At 37.5% G+C, this 22056-nt stretch carries 20 protein-coding genes and 1 pseudogene; 17 read left to right on the forward strand and 4 right to left on the reverse strand.

The window, feature by feature from the left end; all coding sequences use genetic code 11:
• Positions 1-28: 28 nt before the first annotated feature.
• The 4 genes from ACNJYY_RS10685 to ACNJYY_RS10700 are packed head-to-tail and all read left to right on the forward strand — an operon-like array spanning position 29 to position 1991.
• Entirely contained in the window at positions 29-904 is an 876-nt protein-coding gene (locus ACNJYY_RS10685; RefSeq protein WP_416731680.1) for a chemotaxis protein, read from the forward strand.
• Between the two features lie 56 nt (positions 905-960).
• Positions 961-1407, forward strand: a complete 447-nt coding sequence (locus ACNJYY_RS10690) for a DUF6944 family repetitive protein (RefSeq protein WP_416731681.1) — start codon at positions 961-963, stop codon at positions 1405-1407.
• Positions 1319-1513, forward strand: coding sequence for a DUF6944 family repetitive protein (locus ACNJYY_RS10695; protein WP_416731682.1), 195 nt, complete (start codon positions 1319-1321; stop codon positions 1511-1513). The genes ACNJYY_RS10690 and ACNJYY_RS10695 overlap by 89 nt, the downstream gene beginning before the upstream one ends.
• Before the next feature lie 13 nt (positions 1514-1526).
• The gene (locus ACNJYY_RS10700) at positions 1527-1991 is read left to right on the forward strand and encodes an aminoacyl-tRNA deacylase (protein WP_416731683.1); all 465 of its coding nucleotides are present in this window, start codon (positions 1527-1529) and stop codon (positions 1989-1991) included.
• Between the two features lie 77 nt (positions 1992-2068).
• Here the strand turns inward: ACNJYY_RS10700 and ACNJYY_RS10705 are convergent, their stop codons facing one another.
• Together ACNJYY_RS10705 and ACNJYY_RS10710 are read right to left on the reverse strand one after the other, a co-directional pair.
• On the reverse strand, positions 2069-3169 hold the full coding sequence (locus ACNJYY_RS10705) for an AbrB family transcriptional regulator (RefSeq protein WP_416731684.1): 1101 nt from the start codon (positions 3167-3169) through the stop codon (positions 2069-2071).
• A gap of 30 nt (positions 3170-3199) precedes the next feature.
• A complete protein-coding gene (locus tag ACNJYY_RS10710; RefSeq protein ID WP_416731685.1) occupies positions 3200-3841 on the reverse strand; it encodes a YczE/YyaS/YitT family protein in 642 nt (213 codons plus the stop codon).
• A 174-nt stretch (positions 3842-4015) separates the two neighbouring features.
• On the opposite strand from ACNJYY_RS10710, the gene aac(6') reads away from it, so the two are divergent.
• The 4 genes from aac(6') (at position 4016) to ACNJYY_RS10730 (ending at position 7635) form a co-directional block, all read left to right on the forward strand.
• Positions 4016-4465 (forward strand): aminoglycoside 6'-N-acetyltransferase, encoded by a 450-nt coding sequence (aac(6'), locus tag ACNJYY_RS10715; protein ID WP_416731686.1) that lies wholly within the window; start codon positions 4016-4018, stop codon positions 4463-4465.
• Positions 4466-4646: 181 nt separating this feature from the next.
• Positions 4647-5222: a hypothetical protein gene (locus tag ACNJYY_RS10720; RefSeq protein ID WP_416731687.1), complete on the forward strand. Its 576-nt coding sequence runs from the start codon at positions 4647-4649 to the stop codon at positions 5220-5222.
• 336 nt (positions 5223-5558) lie between these two features.
• The gene (locus ACNJYY_RS10725) at positions 5559-6341 is read left to right on the forward strand and encodes a MerR family transcriptional regulator (RefSeq protein WP_416731688.1); all 783 of its coding nucleotides are present in this window, start codon (positions 5559-5561) and stop codon (positions 6339-6341) included.
• 118 nt (positions 6342-6459) lie between these two features.
• Positions 6460-7635: an alanyl-tRNA editing protein gene (locus ACNJYY_RS10730; protein ID WP_416731689.1), complete on the forward strand. Its 1176-nt coding sequence runs from the start codon at positions 6460-6462 to the stop codon at positions 7633-7635.
• A gap of 156 nt (positions 7636-7791) precedes the next feature.
• Here the strand turns inward: ACNJYY_RS10730 and ACNJYY_RS10735 are convergent.
• Positions 7792-9137: pseudogene (locus ACNJYY_RS10735) on the reverse strand (hypothetical protein).
• Between the two features lie 236 nt (positions 9138-9373).
• On the opposite strand from ACNJYY_RS10735, the gene ACNJYY_RS10740 reads away from it, so the two are divergent.
• The 9 genes from ACNJYY_RS10740 (at position 9374) to ACNJYY_RS10780 (ending at position 21567) form a co-directional block, all read left to right on the forward strand.
• Complete coding sequence (locus ACNJYY_RS10740) at positions 9374-12694, forward strand: hypothetical protein (protein ID WP_416731690.1); 3321 nt, start codon at positions 9374-9376, stop codon at positions 12692-12694.
• A 63-nt stretch (positions 12695-12757) separates the two neighbouring features.
• Positions 12758-13975 (forward strand): MFS transporter, encoded by a 1218-nt coding sequence (locus tag ACNJYY_RS10745; RefSeq protein WP_416731843.1) that lies wholly within the window; start codon positions 12758-12760, stop codon positions 13973-13975.
• A gap of 364 nt (positions 13976-14339) precedes the next feature.
• Positions 14340-15158, forward strand: coding sequence for an adenosylmethionine decarboxylase (gene speD, locus ACNJYY_RS10750; RefSeq protein WP_416731691.1), 819 nt, complete (start codon positions 14340-14342; stop codon positions 15156-15158).
• Between the two features lie 162 nt (positions 15159-15320).
• Positions 15321-16337: a Bug family tripartite tricarboxylate transporter substrate binding protein gene (locus tag ACNJYY_RS10755; RefSeq protein ID WP_416731692.1), complete on the forward strand. Its 1017-nt coding sequence runs from the start codon at positions 15321-15323 to the stop codon at positions 16335-16337.
• A 57-nt stretch (positions 16338-16394) separates the two neighbouring features.
• A complete protein-coding gene (locus ACNJYY_RS10760) occupies positions 16395-16856 on the forward strand; it encodes a tripartite tricarboxylate transporter TctB family protein (protein ID WP_416731693.1) in 462 nt (153 codons plus the stop codon).
• 12 nt (positions 16857-16868) lie between these two features.
• Complete coding sequence (locus ACNJYY_RS10765; protein ID WP_416731694.1) at positions 16869-18395, forward strand: tripartite tricarboxylate transporter permease; 1527 nt, start codon at positions 16869-16871, stop codon at positions 18393-18395.
• 65 nt (positions 18396-18460) lie between these two features.
• A complete protein-coding gene (locus ACNJYY_RS10770; RefSeq protein WP_416731695.1) occupies positions 18461-20032 on the forward strand; it encodes an ATP-binding protein in 1572 nt (523 codons plus the stop codon).
• 12 nt (positions 20033-20044) lie between these two features.
• Positions 20045-20734, forward strand: a complete 690-nt coding sequence (locus tag ACNJYY_RS10775; protein ID WP_416731696.1) for a response regulator — start codon at positions 20045-20047, stop codon at positions 20732-20734.
• 116 nt (positions 20735-20850) lie between these two features.
• Complete coding sequence (locus tag ACNJYY_RS10780) at positions 20851-21567, forward strand: YebC/PmpR family DNA-binding transcriptional regulator (RefSeq protein ID WP_144700345.1); 717 nt, start codon at positions 20851-20853, stop codon at positions 21565-21567.
• Between the two features lie 79 nt (positions 21568-21646).
• On the opposite strand, the gene ACNJYY_RS10785 is transcribed toward ACNJYY_RS10780, so the two are convergent.
• A complete protein-coding gene (locus ACNJYY_RS10785; protein WP_416731697.1) occupies positions 21647-22054 on the reverse strand; it encodes a disulfide oxidoreductase in 408 nt (135 codons plus the stop codon).
• Positions 22055-22056: the final 2 nt, after the last annotated feature.

A 22056-nucleotide genomic window follows, 5' to 3' on the forward strand; every position in this document is an offset into this window, starting at 1 on the left:
AACATTTTTTAAAAGGATGTGATACTTCATGACTAAAAAAATCGCAGTTGCTATTCTTCACGGGATCGGTAATCAAAACGAGGATTTTTCAGATTTATTTATTGATATGCTTACCAAAAGATTCTCTCAGCACATAAAACCTTATTATACAACTCCTGAAGATGAACTGATCATCCAACCCATTTATTGGGGAAGTGTCTTTAACGAAAAGGAATCGCACTTGTGGAACAGGCTTAATAAAGAAGACGATCTAGATTTTAAGCAGTTAAGACAGTTTGTCATCCACTTCTTTGGTGATGCCATCGCCTACCAGCCTGTAGTGAATCATAACCCGAACTATATTAAAGTACATGAGGTATATGCAAATGGCCTTCGAAAATTAAGTAAAGCTGCTGGTGAAGATGCACCACTCTTTGTCATTGCACATAGTTTAGGTACCGTGATTTCGAGTAATTACTTTTATGATCTTCAATTTAGTTCTGAAGAAATACCTGAGGATGTCATGCAAAATATGCAAACGACTTCATTAGAAAAAGGGGAGACTCTAACCAGCTTTTATACATTAGGAAGTCCAATGGCTTTATGGAGTCTCAGGTATGCTGATTTTGATAAGCCCATCCAAGTTCCATCGCCACATTTAAAGGTACATCACCCTGAAATTCAAGGGAAATGGGTAAATATGTACGATAAAGATGACGTGTTCGGTTATCCGCTTAAAACGATCAATGATTCTTATGATCGAGCAATTGCCGTTGATAAAGAAATAAACAGCGGCGGATTTATAACCAGTTCTACACCACTTTCACACAATAATTACTTTAAAACGAATGAGGTCATTAATGACATTGGTGATGATTTAGCTGAAATATGGAAACAGTTAAATTTAGCATCTAAGCGAAAATAACGTTTCTTCTCGTCCACGAATACATTACATCATCTTATCAAATGGACGGTTGCCGAATGGATAATCAGCAAAAACAACAAATTGGTGGTGTTATACAGGCGATTGGAACAGTCATATCAGCTGTTGCCAACACACCGATTTCGGTCTTGAGCGATCAGTTTCAGGAAGATCTCGATTTAATAGGAAATGTGCTGCAAGCAACGGGAAATGGTCTAATTGCTGATGGGCAAATTCCGTTTACTCTTCAGAGGATCGGAAATGAAGTCCAAGCCATTGGAAATACAACGGTAATTGCAGGTATGGTCTTACCATTAGAAGATGATACTTCTCAAGTCCTGAATATTAAAGGAAATTTACTTCAAGCATTTGGGGCAGGGATTGTTTTTGGAGTTGAACTAGATAACGAATTAGAAGTTGCGGGGTTCGAACCAAGGGATACCTATCATCTCAAATTTACTCCAATCTGCTGGCAACTCATTACAAGCTCTAGGCGGGAAATTTGAACTTGATCATCCAAACGAAGATAAAAGCTATAGTGAATCTTTAATATTTGCAGGAAGTTGGATCCAAGCAGTCGGTGCTGTAATTTCAGCTTTACCTCGTCAGTAAAGGGGATATACATGTGGAAAATTATCATAGTGCGATAAGTAGTTTTATTTTGGAGAATAATATAGATGCCATTCAAATGGTTCTAACAGAATCATGTCATTCTGTACAGGAAGCTGCTAAAGCGATCAATGTATCTCAGCATGGTTTCGTAAAAAACATTTGTCTTTTAGATAATAAAGAACAGCTCATCTTAGCCATTGTGAAAGGTGAAGATCGGGTGAGCACCACACGTGTGGGAAAAGCTTTGGATATTGAACGCCCTCGTCTCGCAACAGAGGATGAAATATTAGCTCATACCGGATTTCCTGCAGGAGGAGTTCCGTCATTTGGATTCAAAGCCCTTTTTTTAGTTGATCCAAAAGTAACCCATCTTCCATACATATACACGGGAGGCGGCTCGCAGTTTTCACTATTAAAAGTAGAAACAAATAGTATGTTACAAGCAAACAAAGGAAAAGTCATTCGAATTAGAAAATAAAAAATCTTAATCGTTCGCTCAAAAAAACAAACATCCCATTATTAAGGGGATGTTTAAGTGTTTAATAAAGTGAAATATTAATCGTTTTTTGAGAGCAAGTTGTCCATCTGAGCCCGCAAAACCCATTTTAAAAGAGGAGGTACTGCAAAAAAGATAAAAAGAATACGGAAAAGTTGATAACCTGTAATCATCGTAACATCCGCTTTCAGCTCATGTCCGATAATACCCATCTGATCAGCTCCACCAGGTGCCATACTCAGGAAACTAGTGATAAACGAAAAGTTAAATTGATAAATCAATAAAAGACTCAGAAGAAGTGCGAAACTTACCAGCAAAAATCCGCTGATCAACGCTATTGGGATCATACTAGCTTTTTTTCTAAGCTTTTCAGGCTTTAACAATAATCCAATATAGCCTCCGATTAAAAATTGAGAAATATCAAGTATTGAGGCTGGAAGAGGTGGCCCTGTTAAACCAACTATATTTAAAGCAGCAATTCCTAGAATTGGACCGAGTAGAAAAGCTGTAGGAAGGTTTATTTTTTTCCCTAATAAAGCCATACCAACAGAAAATAATCCAAAAAGAATAATCTGCGGGAAAAAGGCAGAAGAGGTTCCTTCTGAAATAACATCAGGAATAACAGCAGGACTTCCTGAGGAAAACATAGGACTGAAAATTAGAAATGGAACAGCGAAAATGATGACAATGAGACGTGTGACTTGAAAGAACGTAACCGTTGTAATATCAATTCCCTTAGTCTCTTCTGCAAATGTAATAATTTGTGAAAGACCACCAGGAATTGAGCTGGTAAGTGCAGTCGGGAAGTTAATGGATGTAAAACGAGATATTACAAACGCCATTCCTGAACAGATTAATAATAATAAGATCGTCATGAATGCCATGGATGGCAAGTGAGTGATCATAAGCTTTAACGTATCTTTAGTAAATGTTAAACCGATTGAATAACCAACTATGATCAAACCCGTATTTCTTAAAAAAACGGGCCAGTATAACTGGGTCCAACTTAGTAGGTTCACAATTAATAAGGCAGTCATAGTTCCTAAAAGCCAAGGAATTGGCCAACTGAATACGTTGAATAACAGACCGCCTACTAAGGCGATACTCAATGTAACTAAAAGTTGAAAACACTTATGTTGATTTATACTTTTATACTTCATTGCAAAACCTTCTTCTTATGTTTGCTTGCGTTAACTAACAAACTTCTTTTTTTCGTCAAATCTATACATATACTTTGCGATCCACTTCTTACAACCCAAATAGGATCTTTGGTAGATGGGACTTTGGATGAACGTATATAGAAATGTGAAAATATAAACTGGCCCTCCTATACTTAGACCAACCAATAAGACAAGGCACTCCATAGATATTCTTACTCTACTAATTGAAAATCCAGTTAAATCTGATATAGATAGCATGAGTCCATCTCTTGGACCCGCTCCTATTCCTGCTGCTGAATACATACCTCCACCAATTCCCATTAACAAAATGCCAAAGAACAAGATTAATATATCAATGTATATGTTTGTTGAGTTAGGAAGTAATTGAAGAAATAAAAAGGAGTCTACAAAAATTCCAACGAATACAGCATTTAAAAAAGTTCCAATGTTAATATACTTTGTATTAAGGATCATCGTACAAGTTATTAATAATAAGCCCACTATAATATTCCAAGTACCGATCGTTAAACCCAACCGCTCATACAAAGCAAGATTTAACACGTCCCATGGACTGATTCCTAAGTATTTCACTTGAATGGCCATGGCGATTCCATAACTAAAGATCAATAGTCCTATAAGAAAGAAGATTAGCTTACTCGCATACTTCACCATAAACTCCTCTTTTCCAAAATAACCCTATAATTATCTTAGACTATAAAGCAATTTGAGAAAAAATGAAAAGAAGTTGCTTACTATTTTTTCATGAATTTTTAAAAAAATAAAGGATATCACATATGAGGTTGTCGAAATAAGAATGTCTAAAAATTGAAAACAGGAGCGTTTAATATGGAATCGATTAAGGATGCAGATGAACAAGTTCTAGATTCATTGACGGAAATGGCTTTAGCATTATGGCCAGATAATGAATTTAAAGAATTGAGAAAAGAATTCAAACAACTTCTAAATTCTGAAAAGGATAAAGTATTTGTATATTTAATGCATGCTAAACCTGTTGCATTTATTCATATTTCCATTAGAAGTGATTACGTTGAAGGTTCACTCAAAAGTCCCACTGGTTTTGTTGAAGGTATTTATGTAGACCCTGAGTATAGAAAGAAAGGCATCTCAAAAAAATTGATCAAAAAAGGAGAAAGCTGGTTAAAGACAAAAGGTTGCAGTCAGATGGGTTCAGATATCGAACAGTCCAATATCAAGAGTTATCACTTTCATAAAAGTGTAGGTTTTAAAGAGGTGAATCGTTTGATCGCATTTATTAAAGACATAGATCAAGCGTAACATCCATTAGTCTAATATGTACTGTTGAATTCTTAAGACACATTTTTGTGTCTTTTTTATATGGAGTAAAACAGAGTATATATCACAATCATAAGGTTAAACCTGTTAATCAGGGATATTTTCAAAAGTGTATTGAGATATCTTCGTTCGTTGATAAAAAACTTCGTGAGGTGACAATAGATTGAAACGAAAAATTTTACTTGCACTAAGTGCTGCATATGTCATATTTATGGCTTACCTTTGTTTTCATTATTACTCAAAAGATGAGACACACAGTTATCAGGTGGCTTTCGGTGGTATATTCTGCGGGCTAATTCCATTAGGTTTGATTCTTTTCACCAAGATAAAATTCAATATGCCTATCATGATTTCATATTTTGCTTTCTTGTTTGCATCGCAATATTTAGGATCTATCTTAGATTTCTACCGTTTTGGATGGTGGGATACTTTCTTACACCTTTTAAGTGGAGCACTATTGGCGTTTGTAGCCATTGCACTTTATGAGAGAATGACGCACCAAGAAGCTAGGAAAGAGATTTCCTATTGGCTAGTGTTTTTATTTGTTCTCGCATTCTCTGTATTTGGTGGGGTTGTTTGGGAGATCTATGAATTCAGCATGGATCAATTTTTTGGAATGACCCTACAGGGCGGCGGAAATTTTGATACGATGGTTGATCTACTTGCCGATACCGCTGGAGCAATCGTAATAGCAGCTATCGCAGCTTTTAGGACGAAAATAAGGTTTAAAATGTTATAAAAAATACCTAACATCATTCCTGACGCATATGTCTATAAATATGCGTTTTTATTATTTTTTGGCCGATAACTAATGATTTTCACTTCTGGCATACTAATAAAAAGGCATCATTGACAAGTTGATTGGAATGTAAGGTGCGAGACTCCTGGGGGATCAGCGGGACAGGTGAGACTCTTATCAGCGCAGAGCGCTAAGAGGCTCACCGCACGCCCCCCGGAAAGCGAGCACCTGAAATGGAAATCAACCACTTTCACTATTTTCAGAGCATGACAAAAAATCAATCAAAAAAGTTTAAACGCCTATTGACCTTCACGCAGCGTTAAGGTGTAGAGTTAAATGTGTCAGGAGGTGATCACATTAGAATACACTATACAAAAGCTTGGCCAACTAGCAGGAGTAAGCACTAGAACATTAAGATATTATGATGAGATAGATATTCTTAAGCCGGCAAGAATAAACTCGTCAGGATATCGAATTTATGGTGAAGCAGAAGTGGATCGGCTACAACAGATCTTGTTTTATAAAGAGCTCGACCTCCCGCTCCATCAAATTAAAGAAATCATTACATCTCAAGCTTTCTCACCAGCTGAAGCACTACGTGAACACCGTGAAAAACTCCTGAACAAACGAGAACAGTTAGACCGTCTGATTTTGAATGTAGAGCAGACGATCGCTGCGAACGAAGGGAGAATAACGATGAAAGATCAAGAGAAGTTTGAAGGATTTAAAAAACAGATGGTTGAAGAAAACGAAAAAAAATTTGGAAAAGAGATTCGTGAAAAATATGGAGATCAAGCTGTCGATCAATCAAATAAAAAAGTCTTGAGTTTGACTCAAAGCGAGCATGATCATGCTACGAAACTTGCAGGGGAGATTCATGCGTTACTTGCTAAAGCTTTTAAAACAGGAGACCCTGCTGGAGACGAAGCGCAAAAGGCAGCTGAGCTTCACAAGGAGTGGCTGATGCTGTACTGGCACGAATATAGCAAAGAAGCACATGCGAATCTTGCACAGATGTATGTGGACGACGAACGTTTCACTGCCTATTATGATAAAGAACAGCCAGGAACTGCCGCATTTTTACGAGATGCTATCCACATTTATACAGATTCTAAATAATTCATATAATACGTCTCATCTCATAGGGAGGAAACCATTTAGGTTTTCTCCTTTTTGTTTTATTCATATCTCCAATTCGTTTAAACTATGAATAGTGAGTAAGAAGGGATGAACAGTTATGACTGAAAAACTATATTATATTTCACCGTATACAACAAATTGGGAAACAACGGTAAAAACAACTTTTGAGAAAAACGGAGAATTTTTTGTGATCTTAGAAAGTACGGCTTTTTATCCAACCGGTGGTGGTCAGCCCTTTGATACTGGTACGATTGGCGGACATGATGTGCTCGATGTTTTTATTGAAAATGACGAAGTGATACATAAAGTGAGAAGTCTGCCTGAAACTTCCTCGGTAGCCTGTGAGTTAGACTGGGATCGAAGGTTAGACCACATGCAGCATCATACTGGACAACATCTGTTATCTGCTGTTTGTTACTCTTTGTATCAAACACGTACCATTAGTTTTCATTTAGGTTCTGAGATTGCAACGATTGATATTGAAATTGACACACTGAGTCAACATCAAATGGATGACATTGAAAAAGCCGTTAATCAGGAGATTTATAAAAACAGAACGGTGCATACATACTTTGTTTCCGATAAAGAACTTCAACAATTGTCATTATTAAAGATGCCGAAAGTTAAGGAGAACATTCGAATTGTTCAAATTGAAGGCATCGAGCATAATGCATGTGGAGGTACCCATGTTCGTTCAACCGCTGAGATCGGAATCATCAAACTTTTGAAAGCTGAAAAACAAAAAGGTGCCACACGATTGTATTTTAAATGTGGTCAACGTGCTTTAGTAGACTACAATGAAGCTTTGAAACTGCTTACTTTGATTTCAGGCAAATTTAATACGGGTCGAGATGAAGTGATGAATCGTCTTGAAAAATGGGAGCACAACCAAAAGGAATTGGATTTGGAGAACAGACGACTAAAAGAGGAGAATAATCATTTTCTAAGTAAAGAAATTATCTCAAAAGCAAAAGCAGGACTGCTCATACATGTTTTTGAAGATAAAAGCTTTAATGACACAAAAGATCTTGCTATAAAAATAGCGAGTGAGGAACCTTTATTGATCTTACTTGCTTCCACATTAGAAAATCGTATCATCATCATGCATGATGGTTCTTCACATGTTTCTTGTGGCTCATTCTTCAAAGAAAACCTTAGCTCGTTTAATGGTAAGGGCGGCGGAAATGATAAATCTGCTCAAGCTGGTTTTGCTTCACAAGAGGATATGATTCGATTCATTGAATTTGCTCATGAGACATTTACAAATATTTAACACTATCCTCGTGTTTAATGATTCTCTTTGAAAGTAGTTGATTCCCGATTCCTTCAACTTGCACAAAAAGAGAAATAAACATCCCAAACCAACAATTTTATAGAATAATTAGAAAAAGAGGAAAAGGCAATCCAGCCAGGTCCTCTTTTTCTGCGATTAAATTAAAAAGATCGCCACAATGGTCGTCACAACTAATCCGATAAAAACAGGTTTTATGTTTCTTCTAGCAAGTTCAAATGGATCAACTCCGCAGATTGCAGCAGCTGGAATTAACGCCCAAGGGACGAGTGTACCTCCGCCAACCCAGATTGCCGAAATCTGACCAAGTGCTGTTAATGTCGCTGCTCCTGCTCCTATTGCAGTGCCAAATATATTTGCGACCGATCCTGCCAGTGAGATCCCTGAAAATCCTGAGCCATCGAGACCGGTAATAGCTCCCACAGTAGTTAATGTTATGGCACCTATTTCTTTACTTAACGGAACCACAGACGCAAGTGCTACACCAAGATCGTTAACGATACCATGAGATGTTTTCGGAAGGAACTCACCTATAATCTTAGCAAATCCTGAATCACCTAGATAAAAAAAGGCAGCAATTGGAATGACTGGACCAAACACTTTAAATCCAAACTGGAAACCATCAATCATATAAGATGTTGTTTTTTCTAATCCTTTACTCTTATGGCTGACCATCGTAATTAAAAGCAGAATTAATACGGATGTACCGCCAATGAGTGCAGTTGCATCTCCGCCTTGAAGATTAAAAATGGACATTGCGGCTACATCCAGAACAAACATAATAGGGATAAAAAGAGCAAAGAACCGTTTTTGCTTACTCGACAACAAACTTACGTCCTGTTCACTTGAAGGTTTTACCGGTACTGCAGTTAACCCCGTATTGTAGTTACAAGACCCATAACAAACACGAGTGGGATACTCGCATGAATTACTTCACTTACCGGTAACCCTGCCGCATCAGAAGTTAGCTTAGGTGCTGCCTGAATGATGAAATCTCCTGATAGAGCTATACCGTGGCCAAACAGGTTCATAGCCATAGCTACACCAAGTGCAGGAAGACCAACGCGAATGGCAACGGGAAGAAGCACAGCACCCATGAGTGCCACTGCGGGTGATGGCCAGAAAAACCAAGAAATTATCATCATTAGAATACCTATCGTCCAATAAGCGAGTCCTGGTGTTCTAATGAGTTTCGAAAATGGTGAGATCATCACATCATTGATGCCTGTTGAGGTCAGAACTCTACTCATGGCAACGATAATAGAGATTACAAGTATTGTAGGAAGAAGCTCAGTGATCGCATAAATAAAACTATTAAAAATACTGCTGACAGAACCTGTTAATGAACCAGTCGCTGTAATAGAGATTAAGAAGATACCGAGAATACTTATTAATGTAGTATCGCGTCTCTTAACCATAAAACCAATAATCAGACCAATAAACACAACATAAATCCAATGCAGCGCTGTTAGTTCAACGCCCATCTGTATTCCTCCCCTTTGAAATGGGTATTTAGCCCTTTCGTGATGTAATACAGGATATGACAAGAAAGAAAAGGGTGTGAGGGGAACTTTTTCCCTAGTAGTTGTTAGTGACACGTAAAGGTAATTAATGTAAAATAATGACGATGATACAGAAGTTAAGAAAGAGGTAACTACATGTTATCTCTTTTCTTTTTGTTACATACATTCAACAAAGGAGAAGATTAGGGGGCCGAATGATGGACCAGTCCAGATTCATTAAAGATCTTAACGAGTTAAGAGAAGGAGGATATGTAAAGAAGAAGGATTATTTAAACGTGCTTGATGGCTATTACAGATATAGAGAAGATGTTAGAAAAAAAGAAAACAAAGAACAAATTTTACATACGGCAGAAGTTACGAGTGATGAACCTAAACAAAATCCACAGCCTATAAAAACAATAACTCCTCCACCAACAAAGCCGAAAGTGGAAATCACACCTGAACAGAGAAGAGAAAGAAATATTACAACCATAATGGCAGCGGGAGTGATTCTGCTTTTGTTAGGAGGACTTACTCTAGCTACGAGCAACTGGGATGTGTTCAGTTCGATTACCAAAACAATGTTAGTTGGAGGAATCGCCTTATTATTTGGTGGTCTTGGCGTACTTTCTGAAAAAATACTTAAGATTAGAAAAACAGCGTTTACGTTCTTTGTTCTGTTTGCTTTGTTTATTCCAATTACCGTACTCTCGGCAGGTTATTTTGAATTGTTTGGGAGTTGGCTCAGTTTTTATGGCGAAGGAAGATATATATTAGGCGTTATGACGACTGTCGTATGTACCCCGATCTATTATTATTTTGGTATGTACTTTAAATCCAAGCTATTCAGCTGGCTTACTTATGTTTCTATCGCAATTGGGTATGCGTATTTAATCCTTTCGTTTGGCTTAACAAAGGAAGCTTTTTATTTTGTTTATGCATCAGGAAATGTAGGATTTATTTCTTTGTATCATTTCAACAAAGGAAAGCAATCTATATTTCTTCAAATCTTGCCTTTGTTTATACAAGTTAATTTGATTCTATCGACGCTGTTCATATTAATCTTGTTTGAGAATCAACTTTACCAAAGCTTCAATATTATCTTAACCGCTGCATTATACCTGTCGATGAGAATGGTCAATCAAAGAAAAGAATATGAACTTTTCTTTATCGGTTTTATCACGTACGGTCTTTATCAATTGATTCAAAACTCTCTGTTAATAGAATATCGTTTGTTCTTGATCGTGCTAATACCCCTCGTATTAGTGGCGGTCGCTAATTTTTCAGATACAGCATTAAAAAAATATTATCAGCTTGCTAATGGCTTAATCTCTATATTTGCTTTCTTATATATTACTGTTGAAGGCGTGTTATTGTCTGTAGGAGAAGGCAGTGTGTGGTTGTTATTGGGTTATCTTGTTTTAGCTTTTAACTTTATATTTTTAAGCTACAATTCTACGTTTTCCTTCTTTAAATATTTGGCGCCGTTTTACCTTTTCTGTACGTTTATGGAAGTGTACCATGTGACCGGTGATCGGTATGAAGATTATTGGACACTTGCAATCGGTATTTCAAGCGCATTAGCTTATTCTATCGGACAGAATCTCAAACCACTAAAGAGAGCAAGTCTATTAGTCGGTGGTGGAGGATTACTTATTAGTTTTCTATTGTCCTTGGAGCTCGCTCATTATGGCCAAGGAAGTATGATTTCCGTCATTTTAATCATACTTTCTGTTCGTCATTTCTTAATTGAGAATGGAAAAGAAAGAGTGTTAGCCACCTGGCTTGTACCGATTTTTACTTTTTTTGCTTTCTGTCTGTTGGGGATGAAGTTCTTGCCATCACCGACATTATCATATTCTTTACTTCTCGGCAGTGTCGTTACTTTAAGTATCTATCTTCGGCAAAGAAAGCAGAAACTGCTTGCAACTTCATTTATTTCCATAACAACCATAACGACGACTGTGAATTTTTTGGTCGTCTTAGTCGAAAGTGATTTTACGTGGCTAAAGATTTCATCGTCTATTTTCCTAATGACAGTGTTATGGTTTTTCACTAAACATTTTAATTGGGCGATTGGGTTCTCTGGTATACAGATTGCCTTATTCTTTGCATTGATTCATTTAGCGGAACTACTTGGATTTACAATAGGTACTGAGGAATCCGTTTATGCGTCCATCATCATTTCCTTTTTGTTATTAATGAGCAGTGAGATATTCCAAAAACTCGATTCAAGCAGTGAATATCCAACGAAAGCTGTATCGCACTTAATCACCTTAATCATAGGTTTTTATGCTTTACTCATAACAACTTCACCCGTTCCGTTCATTTTACTTGCGATCGTGTATGGAATATACGTATACCGTGCTCGGAAAGAATACGAAATCAGGTACAATCTTTATGCTAGTTTGATATTTTTAGCTATTGGTTTTCATTACTTGATTAACGAATGGCTGACAAATGAGGGACCTGTTCTTTATAGCATTCTTCTAGCAGGGTTTTATTTTATTTTAAATAATCAATGGAAAACTCGATTACGATTTTTTCTTGTACCTTTTTCCGTCATTTTCTTAGGAGAGTATATAACGATTAGAGGATCTGATGAGGTCTTTCTTATTATTCATGCAGCTGCACTAATCGGGTTTATAGTGTTCTACCAATCGTTAAAAAGGTACTGGAAATACGCATCAGTAATCATGTTGATCTACTTAATGATCGATTTAGAAGAATGGTTGTTGATAAATCGTATAGCCTCTGAAATGTATTCACTTGCTTGGTTCATCTCTGGCATACTGATATCACTGGCAGGTATGTATTTCTTTAAAAAGCTATACGGCGAATCTGACTATGTTCAATTTGATTTTTTTGCTGCTTTTGGATTGATTTATGTACTTACAGGATTGGTGCGATCGGAGAATATGTTAACAACGATTGGTCTATTCATACTTGCTATTCTTTTTTACGTTCAAGGAAATAGATCCTTGAATGTTTTGATCGGAAAGAGAATACTCCAAACGTGTTCTAGCATACTTGTCCTGTGTTCTTATTATTCACTTCTTGATCAATTTGAGATCCCAGAGATTATTCAGACTGAACTTATTGTACTGCCTTGGATCTTATTAAGCTATGTGATCACAAGAAAAATGTGGGACATTTCGGACCATCTAGCTAATCTGATTCAATATGTGTTACTTGGTGTAATAGGGATAACATTGATGATCGATGCGATAGAGAGCTATCAAGTCATGGATGCGATCATCCTTGGTTCATTATCATTTGCTAGTATCATTTATGGATTTATCTCTAAACAAAAAGGTTATTTCTTTACTGGATTGATCGTACTGCTTCTGAATGTCCTGGTTCAAACTCGCCCATATTGGGGGAACATGCCATGGTGGGTATACTTATTATTAACAGGTATCCTTCTTATAGGTTTTGCTAGTTATAATGAATTCAAGAAACAAAAAGGAATTGATTCTCCACCATTAAAGGATATAATTTTAAATAAATGGAAACATTGGTTTGGAGAGTGGAAATAACTTCTCTTCGAATAAGGGGGATTAATAAAATTGGAACAAGATCAAAACAAACCCAAAATCACAATGGGTATGCTTTTTCAAAACAAAGTAATTCGTACCATTCTTTTTTCTGTACTCTTTCTACAAATTGGGATATGGGTTCGTAACTATTCAATCCTATTGTACGTGATAGAAAAAACGAACGAAAACCCAATAGCGGTATCTTTAATATCTGTAGCAGAATTCGCTCCAATCTTTTTGTTTTCTTTCATTGGAGGAACATTCGCGGATAGATGGAAACCAAAAAAGACGATGATTTGGTGTGATCTATTAAGCGCTGTATCTATCTTTGTAGTATTATTAACACTGCTTTTTGGAAGCTGGAAAGTTATCTTCTTTGCAACACTCGTTTCATCGATTTTGTCTCAATTTTCTCAGCCGTCAGGTATGAAGTTATTTAAGATTCATGTACCTGAGAAGATGGTTCAGTTAGGGATGTCAATGTATCAAACACTTTTCGCTGTATTTATGATTCTAGGACCAATTCTAGGTACTTACGTATACCAGCAATTTGGGATTACTGCTGCGATCGCAATAATGGGAATCGCGTTCGTATTGTCTGCTGTAATTCTACTATTACTTCCTCCTGATGAAGAAGTAGAAGAAACGGAAGAGAAACCATCTATTTGGTTAGAGATGAAAGAAGGTTTCAGCTATGTGCTAAACAGACGTTCTTTAACTTTACTAGGTGCATGTTTCGCCGTAGCCGGATTAGCTCTAGGCTTAACGCAGCCTTTAACCGTTTTCTTAGTTACAGAGCAACTTGGTCTTCCAAAAGAGGAACTTCAATGGCTCATGGCCGCTTTCGGTACTGGAATGATACTAGGTGGAGGTTTGACCATCGGAATCGCGAGCAAAGTAAAGCCACAGTTATTATTGGCTCTAGGAATGGGAGCAAGTGCGATCGGATTTATGATTATGGGATTCTCCGAACATTTCTGGTTAACCTTATCTGCCGAGTTCATAAGTGGTCTATTCATGCCATGCGTTCACATTGGAATTAATACACTTATCCTCCAAAATACAGAGGCTAAATTTATCGGCCGTGTGAACGGCATATTAAATCCATTATTTATGGGTGCGATGGTTCTCACGATGTCTATTACTGGCTGGCTTAAGGAAACATTTTCCCTTGTATTAATGTTTGAAGGGGCAGCACTTCTATTTGCAATCGGTATATTAACGATGCTGCCACTGATTCGCCAAAAGGTTGTTCCAGTTACAGATGTAGAGAAAGCCTAAATGTAAAGATCCTCAAAAGCTATCCTAAGCTTTTGAGGACTTTTTTATGTTTCATGTTAGCTCTAGCTGAATCGCCTGTCGAAAAGTGTCGAGGAATGTAAACTCGCGGATAAACAGCAAAAACTCGTGGATTGATGTAAGAAACTTCTGGATTAATACCGAAAACTTGTGGATTGTGAGTCAAAACTTTTGGATTCACTAATTAAATACTTAATTTACAGCCAGAAACAAACGATCATAAAGTGCTGTTGATGCCATTTCAACCTCAAACCGTTTTTTAAGTCGCGTAAATGGGTAATATAGATATATTTCCATCATTGTTGTAATGAATTTTGAATGTCTAAACATAAGGGGAATCTAACATATGTCTATTTCACCAGATCAGCGAATCACTTTACACGGATTTAATAATCTTACCAAATCACTGAGCTTTAATCTGTATGATGTTTGTTATACAAAAACGAGAGAAGAGCGGGAAGCTTATCTTGAGTATATTGATGAACAATACAACGCGGAAAGGCTAACGAATATTTTGCAAACAGTTTCCGATACGATCGGAGCTCATGTGCTTAATATAGCCAAACAAGATTATGTGCCTCAAGGAGCTAGTGTTACTGTACTTGTCTCGGAAGGACCTATTGTTGAAGTACCAACAGATACATTTGATGAGAATTCCACAGCGATGCCAGAGTCTGTGGTGATGCAACTTGATAAAAGCCATTTAACCGTTCATACATACCCTGAATTTCATCCTGAAGAAGGAATCAGTACGTTTAGAGCTGATATCGATGTTTCTACTTGTGGAGAAATTTCACCGCTTAAAGCACTTAACCATCTGATTAACTCATTTGATATGGATATTGTGACGATGGATTATCGGGTTAGAGGATTTACACGAGATATAAAAGGTCACAAGTTGTTTATTGATCATGAAATCAATTCAATACAAAACTATCTTTCTTCAGATATTAAAAAGGCGTATACAATGATAGATACAAATATTTATCAGGAGAATATTTTTCATACGAAGTGCAAATTAAAGAATTTTGAACTCAATAACTATCTTTTTGGTTATACAAAAGATGAAATAGATAGCGATACTCAAGAACACATTACTGGATTAATCAATGCTGAGATGGATGAGATTTTTTACGGAAGGAACATAAATTCATCACAACGTTAAAAGCAAGTAATGGATCACTAAGATACTTTTAGTGGTCTTTTTTTTTCGTGAACAATATGAACAAAATGCATTTTATGCGGTTAAACTTCCATTTGAAAATGTGAATGGTAGGATAATAAAAAGTAAATGAAAGCGCTACCATAAAAGAGGGGGAATTGAATAATGAAAACGAAGAAATGGAAAAATTGGCTTGTAGCAGGCGTCATACTTTCTTCACTTACAGCTTGTAGTAGCGGAGGCTCAGGTTCAAATGCAGGAGAATCTGATTATCCGAAAAAGCCCATAACTGTAGTTGCTCCATCGGGTGCTGGAGGTGGTTGGGATCTAACCGCACGTTCGCTGACCAAAATTTTAGGTGAAACGAAAACAGTTGACCAAACGATGACGGTTGAAAACAAACCTGGAGGAGGCGGAGCTGTCTATCTTGCAGAATTTGCGACACAGCATAAGAAAGATGATTACAAGCTTTATGTAAACTCTCCGCCGATCTTGATCAATAACTTGAAAAAAGAAGGAAATAGTCCTTACGGCTTTAAGGATACGACACCACTTGCCCAATTAACAAAAGACTTTGGAGCAATCGTTGTAAAAGAAGATTCAAAATACAACAATCTAAAAGAATTGATGGAAGCTGTTAAAAAAGATCCAAAGTCTGTCACAGCAGCTGGAGGATCCGCACCAGGATCCATGGACCATCTCGTAGCTGTTCTACCTGCTTACAAATCTGACATTGATCCTAAAACAGTCAAGTATGTTTCATACGATGGCGGTGGTGAAGCAATTGCAGCCCTATTGGGAGGCAATGCAGATTATATCGCAACTGATGCTTCTGCGGTAGGTGAATATTTAAAAGCGGGAAAAGTAAAAGTTCTTGGTATTTCTTCAACAGAACGATTAAAAGGTGACCTGGCAGATGTTCCGACATTTAAGGAAGCTGGAATCAATGCAGACTTCACGATTTGGAGAGGTGTCTTCGGACCGAAAGAGATGTCTGATAGTGCAGTGGCATATTGGGATAAAACATTGAAGAAATTAAATGAGAGTAAGGAGTGGCAAGACGAGCTAGAGCGGAACGGTTGGGCAGCGGAATTTAAAGATGGTAAAGAATTTGAAACCTTCTTAAAAGATCAAGAAAAACAAGTTGAAGATTTGTTGAAATCATTAGGAATGAGTAAATAGATGTGACATGGAGAAGTATTTCTACTTCTCCTTTTTTCAAATAAGGAGGGAAGTACTTTGCAAACAGGAAAATTTGATCGTTATGCAAGCATCTTATTTGCTTTACTTGGGGCAGCTTTTTTAATAGAAAGCCGCAACATTTCGAAAAGTGCTTATGGAAGTGAAGTCGGACCTAACGTTTTTCCCTTTCTCTTAGGGCTTATTCTTATATTGCTTAGCGTTAAACTCTTTCTTGAATCGTTTAAAAATATACAAAAAGAAAAAAAGACCAAAGAAAGCTTACATATTAAAAGGTTTATCATTATCTTAACTGCAAGTCTTCTGTACGCAGGTTTCATCGAGACACTAGGTTATATATTAAGTACTTTCTTATTTTTGTATGTTTCTTTTCAAGCTATGGAAAGAGGAAGTTGGATAAAGAATGGAATCATTGCTTTGGCATTCTCATTCTTTGTCTATTACTTATTCGTTGTTGTGTTGGAAGGTTCTTTGCCTGGAATGCCAATTTGGTTTAGTTAGGAGGATTTTAGAATGGGAGTTATGGATTTTTTAATGCAAGGATTTCAAACAGCGATACAGCCTCAAAATCTATTCTTTGCTTTTATCGGAGTATTAATTGGAACGGCAGTAGGCGTTTTACCTGGAATTGGACCGATGAGTGGTGTTGCACTCTTAATTCCTGTAACAGCTACATTTACTAGCGGAATGGATCCTTCTGCAGCAGCCACAAGTTCTATCATTCTTTTAGCGGGAGTTTATTATGGAGCCATGTATGGTGGATCTACTACATCCATTCTATTAAACACACCTGGTGAATCTTCATCTGTTGTTACAACGCTAGATGGTTATCAGATGGCTCGGCAAGGCAGAGCAGGAGCTGCCTTATCGATCGCAGCTATCGGTTCTTTCTTTGCCGGAATTGTTTCCATCATTGGATTGGTATTATTAGCAGACCCGCTTTCACAAATGGCATTGAAATTCGGACCTGCAGAGTATTTCTCTTTAATGCTGTTAGGCCTTGCCGCAGTTAGTGGCTTGGCGGGAGGATCAATTACGAAGGCATGGATGATGACCGTAACCGGACTTTTGATCGCCACGATCGGAATCGATGCTGTTTCTGGCGTTGCTCGATTCACCTATGACATTCCTGTTCTATTTGGAGGCCTTGAATTTTTAACGGTTGCAGTTGGTCTGTTTGCATTAGGTGAGGTGTTTAAGACGGTTCTGCATAAGGAAGAAGACGCTGAAAAGGTAGCGAAAGTTGGGAGAGTTATCCCTTCTAGAGCAGATCTTAAAGAAAGTGCCGGACCGATTGCCCGAGGTTCTTTTTTAGGATTCTTTATTGGTGTCCTACCAGGCGCAGGTGCAACACTCGCTTCTTTCTTCTCATATATTGCTGAGAAGAAGATAAGTAAAAATCCTGAAAAGTTTGGTAAAGGAGCGATTGCTGGAGTTGCCGCTCCTGAGTCAGCAAACAACGCAGCTTCAGGAGGAGCAATGATTCCATTATTAACACTCGGAATTCCGGGATCTGGAACGACAGCGATTCTTATGGGAGCTCTTATTATGTATAACGTTCAGCCAGGTCCTTTATTGTTTAGTGATCACCCAGATGTGGCATGGGGGCTAATCGCTTCAATGTTTATCGGAAACTTGATGCTTCTCATACTTAATATGCCGCTTGTTAAGGTTTTTGCAAAAATTATTGAAACACCAGCTAAATACTTGCTGCCTATTATTATTGCTATCTCTGTCTTTGGTGTTTACGCTGTACAAGTAACCACGTTTGATCTGTTCTTATTGATCGGCTTTGGACTTGCTGGATATCTATTAGCACAGAATGATTATCCTATTGCTCCTCTCGTACTCGGCTTAGTATTAGGGCCAATGATTGAAAACAACATGAGACGGGCTTTAACAACATCAAATGGTGATTTTTTGGTATTTGTTCAACAACCTATATCTGCATTTTTCCTGGTTTGCGCGGTTCTATGGATTCTCATACCTTTTGTTCTTCGGTTAAAAGGAAAAAATGTTGTTGTAAACGTTGAAGGATAAAAGAAGACCGGTAGAGAAGACTTTCTATTCTGAGAAAGTCTTTTCTATTTTTACGGAGGGAAACTATGAAACTGCAAACAAAATTAATTCTCATCAGCTGTTCCCTAATCTTTTTAGTTATTGCCATATTAGCGGTTATCTTTCAAAATATGTTCGAAGACACGATGAAGAGTCAAATTGGGGAGAGGGCACTAAGCGTTTCGTATGCGGTAAGTAACAACCCGCTTGTTATTGATGCCTTTGAAAGTGATAATCCCTCTAAATCAATTCAGCCTTATGCAGAAAAGATCAGAAAGAAAACTGGAGCTCATTACATCGTAGTTGGAAACAAAGAAGGTGTTCGGTATTCACACCCCATTAAAGAACGAATTGGAAAGAAAATGGTAGGCGGTGACAACCAAAAAGCCTTATCAGGTGAACCGAGTATAACTGAAGCAACAGGTTCTCTTGGTCCAGCTGTGCGAGGAAAATCACCTATTAGAGATAATGATGGCGAAATCATTGGATTAGTTTCAGTAGGTTTTCTAACCGATCAGATCAAAGAGGACATTTTGCCGTATAAATTAAAGATTATCATTGTTGGCACCATTACTTTGCTGCTAGGAACACTTGGTTCTGTACTGATTGCAAAAGGAGTAAAAAGAGCCACCCATGGATTAGAACCAAAAGAGATCGGATTGTTATACAAAGAAAAAAGCGCGATCTTAGAAGCGATTAGAGAAGGGGTGATCGCTGTTAATCGGGATGGTGAAATAACACTCGCAAATCACACTGCTCTTCAGATGCTTGAAACTGGAAGTGAGAATTTGATCGGCAAAAATGTGTTAAGAGCCATTCCGAATACAAGATTACTTGATGTCATTGCTTCTGGTCAAAATGAATTTGACGAACAGATGAAACTCGGAAACACGAAAGTTATCGCAAATCGCATTCCTATATTAGATAATCATGACCATGTAATAGGGGCTGTCGCAACATTTAGAAACAGAGATGAGCTTTATCGATTAAATGAAGAACTCGCTCAAGTTAAAAGCTATAGTGAGGGCTTAAGAGCTCAAACTCATGAATTCTCAAATAAACTGTATTTAATTTCTGGTCTCATTCAGTTAGGTTCTTATCAAGAGGCACAAGAAATTATTACGAAAGAGTCAAATGTCCATCAATACTTTACACAATTTATCATGGATCATATCTCTGATCCTTATATAGGCGGTTTGTTAATCGGTAAGTTTAATCGTTCAAACGAACTGAGAGTTGCCTTTACCATCGATTCTGCCAGTCAATTAAAAGATATACCTGACTCGATGGACCGACAATTACTTGTTACCATTATTGGAAATCTAGTAGACAATGCAATGGATGCTGTAATGGAGTCTACAACGCATGACCCAATAGTAAAAATCAGTCTTTCTGATTTTGGAGAACAGCTGATCATTGAAGTTGAAGATAATGGAGAAGGAATTCCTGAAAATATCGCTAATATGTTATTTAAAAAGGGATTCTCTACAAAAGGACAAGACCGTGGATACGGTTTATTTCTAATCAAACAAGCTGTCGAAGTATCAAATGGTCAAATCTTTTATGAGAGAACAAAAGCTGATACAACGCTTTTCACTGTTATAATCCCGAAAGAATAGAGGATAGACATCATGAGCTCATGGGAAGTTTTTATCGTTGAAGACGACATTCGAATTGCTGAGATTAACCGGAAATTTGTTGAAAAAGTAGAAGGCTTTTCTGTATGTGGCATTGCATTAAACGGGGAAGAAGCAAAAGAACAGATTTCCATATTAAAACCTGACTTAGTTATCTTAGATATATATTTTCCAGATATGAACGGACTCGACCTGCTAAGGTGGATTCGAAGTGAATTTCGAGGAATGGAAGTTATCATGGTAACAGCTGCAACTGAGGTGAAAACCTTAAAACACGCTCTAGAGGATGGCATTTTTGATTATATCGTAAAGCCCGTAATCTTTCAGCGGTTTAAAGATACTTTATTGCAATTTAACGATTATAAGCGATCTATCACACAACTGTCAGCGGATAAAGAAATCAATCAGAACATGATCGATTCTTTGTTAAAACGCGAAAAGATCGAGATTGAACCATTCTTACTCCCAAAAGGAATAGATCCTATTACACTAGAAAAGATATTGAGTATACTGATGCAGCACAAAAAAGGTTTTACTGCAGAAGACCTCGGACAGCGTACCGGGGTTAGCCGAACAACCGCAAGACGATACCTGGAATATCTCGTTTCAGAACAAAAAGCAAAAGCAGACATCACTTATGGTGGTGTAGGCAGACCAGAAAGAATCTACAAATATGGACTATAGCTGAAAGCAGCCTTGATACCGGGTTGCTTTTCGTTTTGATTCTTATACTACTAAATATTAGTTAAGTTGATGTATAATGTTCTACATAGATTTATAGTTGAAAGAGAGTGAGCAATATGGGACGTAAATGGAATAATATTAAAGAGAAAAAGGCATCAAAAGACGCAAATACTAGCCGAATTTACGCTAAGTTTGGTCGTGAGATCTATGTGGCTGCAAAACAGGGTGAGCCTGATCCGGAATCTAATCAGTCGTTAAAAGTTGTTTTAGAACGAGCAAAAACATATAGCGTACCTAAAAACATTATCGACCGTGCGATTGAAAAAGCAAAAGGCGGTTCAGACGAGAACTACGACGAGCTTCGTTATGAAGGTTTTGGTCCGAACGGATCGATGATTATTGTGGATACATTGACGAATAATGTAAATCGTACAGTAGCGGAAGTTCGTTCTGCTTTTAATAAAAATAATGGGAACATGGGTGTTTCTGGAGCTGTATCCTACATGTTCGATGCAACCGCTGTAATTGGGCTAGAAGGAAAGTCTGCTGATGATGTTTTGGAATTGCTGATGGAAGCAGATCTAGATGTTCGTGATGTGATCGAAGAAGATGAATCTGTTATCGTGTACGCTGAACCTGATCAGTTTCATGCTGTACAAGAAGCGTTTAAAAATGCAGAGATTACAGAGTTTTCTGTTGCAGAACTAACAATGCTTGCACAAAACGATGTGGAACTCACTGAAGAATCACAGGTTCAGTTTGAGAAATTAATCGATGCTTTAGAAGATTTAGAAGACGTGCAGCAAGTGTATCATAACGTAGATCTAAAATAATCCTATTCAAGTGATGGGCCGGTCCTTCTTTATAGGGCTGGCTCTTTTTTATTGTCAGAGTAAAAGAAAAAGCAACCGATTAATTCGATTGCTTTCTCATCCATAACATACAGATTGTAATGATCATAAATCCAAAGAACGCAAGAAGTGGAATCGTAATGAATCCTAGCCAGTTGATATACTGACCTGAACATGGAACACCTGATGTACATACTTCAAAAGCCTTAAGTGCAGGTATTTTTTGAAGAGCATAGTGATAGCCCGAAACGATGATGCCCAGAAAGGATAGAGGAAGGACATAACGTGTGACCTTATGATCTTGTTGATAAAAAGCAACACCTAGCACAATTACTAACGGATACATCAATATCCTTTGATACCAGCAAAAATTACATGGTACAAACTTCATGACTTCACTAAAAAACAGACTTCCCACCAAGGAAACGATCGATGTTATCCAGGCGATCAACAAAGGTTTATTACCCACCT

The sequence above is a fragment of the Fictibacillus tiangongensis genome, from assembly GCF_048083785.1.
Taxonomy (GTDB): Bacteria; Bacillota; Bacilli; order Bacillales; family Fictibacillaceae; genus Fictibacillus.

Coding starts and splice junctions, on each gene's coding strand:
- ACNJYY_RS10710 (WP_416731685.1), bottom strand. CDS start 3,841: ATGGTGAAGTATGCGAGTAAGCTAATCTTCTTTCTTATAGGACTATTG.
- ACNJYY_RS10745 (WP_416731843.1), top strand. CDS start 12,758: ATGGGTATGCTTTTTCAAAACAAAGTAATTCGTACCATTCTTTTTTCT.
- ACNJYY_RS10725 (WP_416731688.1), top strand. CDS start 5,559: ATGTGTCAGGAGGTGATCACATTAGAATACACTATACAAAAGCTTGGC.
- ACNJYY_RS10775 (WP_416731696.1), top strand. CDS start 20,045: ATGAGCTCATGGGAAGTTTTTATCGTTGAAGACGACATTCGAATTGCT.
- ACNJYY_RS10755 (WP_416731692.1), top strand. CDS start 15,321: ATGAAAACGAAGAAATGGAAAAATTGGCTTGTAGCAGGCGTCATACTT.
- ACNJYY_RS10705 (WP_416731684.1), bottom strand. CDS start 3,169: ATGAAGTATAAAAGTATAAATCAACATAAGTGTTTTCAACTTTTAGTT.
- ACNJYY_RS10765 (WP_416731694.1), top strand. CDS start 16,869: ATGGGAGTTATGGATTTTTTAATGCAAGGATTTCAAACAGCGATACAG.
- ACNJYY_RS10730 (WP_416731689.1), top strand. CDS start 6,460: ATGACTGAAAAACTATATTATATTTCACCGTATACAACAAATTGGGAA.
- ACNJYY_RS10770 (WP_416731695.1), top strand. CDS start 18,461: ATGAAACTGCAAACAAAATTAATTCTCATCAGCTGTTCCCTAATCTTT.
- ACNJYY_RS10740 (WP_416731690.1), top strand. CDS start 9,374: ATGGACCAGTCCAGATTCATTAAAGATCTTAACGAGTTAAGAGAAGGA.
- ACNJYY_RS10690 (WP_416731681.1), top strand. CDS start 961: ATGGATAATCAGCAAAAACAACAAATTGGTGGTGTTATACAGGCGATT.
- ACNJYY_RS10780 (WP_144700345.1), top strand. CDS start 20,851: ATGGGACGTAAATGGAATAATATTAAAGAGAAAAAGGCATCAAAAGAC.
- ACNJYY_RS10685 (WP_416731680.1), top strand. CDS start 29: ATGACTAAAAAAATCGCAGTTGCTATTCTTCACGGGATCGGTAATCAA.
- speD (WP_416731691.1), top strand. CDS start 14,340: ATGTCTATTTCACCAGATCAGCGAATCACTTTACACGGATTTAATAAT.